The sequence below is a fragment of the Devosia sp. genome (genome assembly GCF_034675085.1).
Classification (GTDB): domain Bacteria; phylum Pseudomonadota; class Alphaproteobacteria; order Rhizobiales; family Devosiaceae; genus Devosia.
Genome location: NZ_JAUCDN010000352.1, coordinates 1 through 3307 on the forward strand (window position 1 = coordinate 1; position 3307 = coordinate 3307).

Annotated in this window: 1 protein-coding gene; it reads right to left on the reverse strand. The window is 60.9% G+C overall.

The window, feature by feature from the left end; all coding sequences use genetic code 11:
* Nucleotides 1–199 precede the first annotated feature (199 nt).
* Nucleotides 200–3274 (reverse strand): SNF2-related protein, encoded by a 3075-nt coding sequence (locus tag VDP82_RS16095; RefSeq protein ID WP_323015844.1) that lies wholly within the window; start codon nt 3272–3274, stop codon nt 200–202.
* Between the last annotated feature and the right edge of the window lie 33 nt (nt 3275–3307).

A 3307-nucleotide genomic window follows, 5' to 3' on the forward strand; every position in this document is an offset into this window, starting at 1 on the left:
CCTTGCAGTGAACGGTATGTCTCATGATATATATCAACATTGCAACTGTCCATCGGTGGATGGCCACACCGTTTGAAGCACCAGGAATGCTTGAGTTTCCTGCAGGGTGAGGACGACAGCATTCTTATTCGGGCTTGGCTTGGCCATCGTTTGCCACCTTCTGCTGTACGAATCGTTCCGTGTGGTATTTCCGATCCGCTTATGCCGCCATCCAATTGGCGAGTAGGAACCGCTCAAGTTCGCCGCGCTTGACCGGATGCTTGACGAGCAAACTCTCCAAATCATCTCCGTCCACCAGCTCGACGCCAAGAATTTCGGCTTGCTGCCTTGCGGTGCCATTGAAGCGTTGATTCGTTGCAGCAATCATGGAAAACGACACGCCTGGATGACGCTGAGCGTAAGCCCCAACACCTGCCGCAACATCCTTGACTGCCTCCCATCCCAGCTCGCGGCCCTCCACCGATGAGCTCTTGCACTGGATCAGGACGCCTTCGGTGCCTTTGATAGCCACGACGCCGCCGTCTCCCGAGCGCGGGGGCTTTATCGTTCTTGGATACCCCCTCTTGCTCCAAAGCAATGCGCACAGGGCCTCAAAAGCATCCGGGTCCATCGACCTGATGTCCTCCGCACCGAGCAATTCGTTTCCAAAGGCGTTGCCGCCATCCGGGGCCTCCAAGTCCCCGAAGTCTGCGGGGCTCACATCTCCCGAACCATTGAGCATGTCGGTCGAAAGCCCACGCTTCCAATCCAGCAGCTTGTCGAGCTTGGCGTCGAAGGTAAGGAAGTCATGAGCGACCACGACTGGGTAATAGACGTGAACGTCCTTGGTCTGCCCTATCCGGTAAGCGCGATCCGTGGCCTGATCTTCCTTGGCCGGATTCCATGTTCGCGTGAAGTGAACGACGTGGTTCGCCGCTTGGATGTTCACGCCAAACCCCACCGCCAAGGGCGACAAGACGATCACGCCAACTCCCGGCTTTTCTTGGAATTTCTTGATGCGCCGCTGCCGGTTGTTCGCGTTAGCCGAGTCCGCCGAAGTGTCGCCATTGATCACGTCGGGAACTACGCCGAATCGCTCGCCGATGCAACGCTGGAGCGTGCGCTGCAAGTCCCTGAATTCGCAGAAGACGATGACCTTCTCGCCCTTGCCCTCAATTTCGCCAAGCTGGCCCATGAGCCACGCCATCTTGGGCGAGCGCAGCTCAATATCGGACAGCAGTTCCGAATCAGTGGAAACCTGTCCAGGAGGCCTCGGATCGGAGCAAAGCCTGCGCAGGTATTGAAGCAAGCCCAATGGCGACTGCAGCCCGCTGGCTGGACCTGATTTATCCCGCTTTCTGAATGCGGCGACCGCGTCGGCATAGTGGGCGCGCTGCCGATCCGACAGCGGCAAAGCCCTGCATGAATCGACCTCGATTTTCTTGGGCAAATCCTTGGCGACCTCGGCCTTGGTCCGGCGCAGCTTTTGCGGTTCGATCAAGGCGCGAAGCTCCGCGACGCGCTCCTTCTCCTCGTCGGTCTCCGCTTCGATGGGCCTGCGGTAGCGATTCCCAAATTCCTTCAAGGCCCCCAGCAGGCCCGGCTGGACAAAATCGAACAAGCACCAAATGTCGGTCAGCGTGTTCTCCACGGGCGTGCCCGTGCAGGCGATCTTGAGCCGGGCGTTCTGCTTCTTCGCCGCCCTGGTCACCAGCGCGTTTGGAGTTTTGATCTTCTGGGCCTCGTCGCAAATCATAGCCGACCAGCGTTGGGCCGCCAGTGAAAATTCAAGATCGCGCAAGGTTTCATAGGTGGTCAGCACCACTTGGGCGCCGCCCAGCCAACCCGAGGCCAAAAGGCGGGTCGCGCCGCCCCGGACCAGCTCCTCTTCGAGAGCCCGCTTGGGAACGCGCTTCTCCGCGAGCGATGGGCCATAGAGCGTGAGAACCCGCATGGCTCCGGGAGCGAAGAACTTGGCGATCTCCTCCTTCCAGTTTTCAAGCAGCGAGACCGGGGCCACGATCAGGAACGGATCGATGTCGGGCTTTTCCTCGATGGCCGCAGCCATGAAAGTCAAAAGCTGGATCGTCTTACCCAAACCCATGTCGTCGGCGAGCAGCGCGCCGCGACAGGCTGTCGGCGAGAGGCTCCACAAATGCTGCAACCATGCGACCCCGCTGAGTTGATGGTCCTTGAGGGCAATCTCAGGACGGAGAGAGGCAGGCAATTTAGGCGGAACGCCAGTCGGAGCGAGCGCGCCCCTGCGCTCCTCGTAGTCGAGCGTGTCCACGTTCGGCTTGACCACCCAGCCCTTGCGCTCGGACGCTTTGGCCTTGGTCGCAGGCTTGCTCGGATCAAACTCTCGCTTCGCAACGTCAGCCCGCGCGTTGCCGATGGCGTCGAGGGCTTCATTGGCCCATTTGACCGGCACGGGCTTGGGGCAGCCGGGGAAGTCGAAAGTTTCGCGCTTTTCGTCCTGCGCTTTTCTGGCCTCGTCGCGAAACGCGGCCATCGAATCCTCGTTGAGCACGACCGCGACCGTCTCTCCCCCTCCTTCGGGCGTGTAGCACAGGCCGAAATCGACGTTCTCCGGGAACCAACCCGAGTCATCGCTTTTGCGGGCGATGAAGGGCGAATAATACGGCTTCTCGACCCCGAACCCCTCGACCCGATCCGAATACTTGGATAGGTCGAAAATTTCCGAGGCCTTGATGGCTCCGGGAGCGGCCATGTCTCGAAGCGCCTCGCGCAGAGTCTTGGCCTGGTCCGGCGTGTCGCCCAAAATTTCAAGGTCGTAGCCCTGCCAATGGCAGCACTGAGCCGATGCGGCGATGCGGACTTCGAGCTTGGCGACGAATTTCTCCAGGTCACTCGCGCCTTCAAAGCGCAACTCGTCGGATCGAACCTCTCCGCCGATGGACTCCTCGACCATCAACGCCATCTCAAAGGGATAGCCCTTCTCGTCCCGCAGGACTCGCGCGGTGAAGCGGGCGAACGACACGCCTGCATCGTCTCGGGCCTTCTCGAACTGCTCCGGGTCGATCACCTTGGCCGCGTCCGGCCCAAGGGTGGCGAAGGGGTTGCGCAGGAACGCCTCGGCGCGATCGCCCGCGATGCGCCGCCCCGGCATACGCCTGATCTCGCGCAGCACCGTCCGCACTTCCGGCGCCAGCATCACATGCACGATGCCGTTGCCATCCGGGATGTCGTAGCGCTCGGGCACATCCCCGATGCGGTCGAAAATTTCGAGCCAGCGGTCTGGCGCTCCGTCGAAGCTCGGCTGGAGCTCGATCATGCTGGCCCCGCCGACATCCCCCTTGCGCATGCC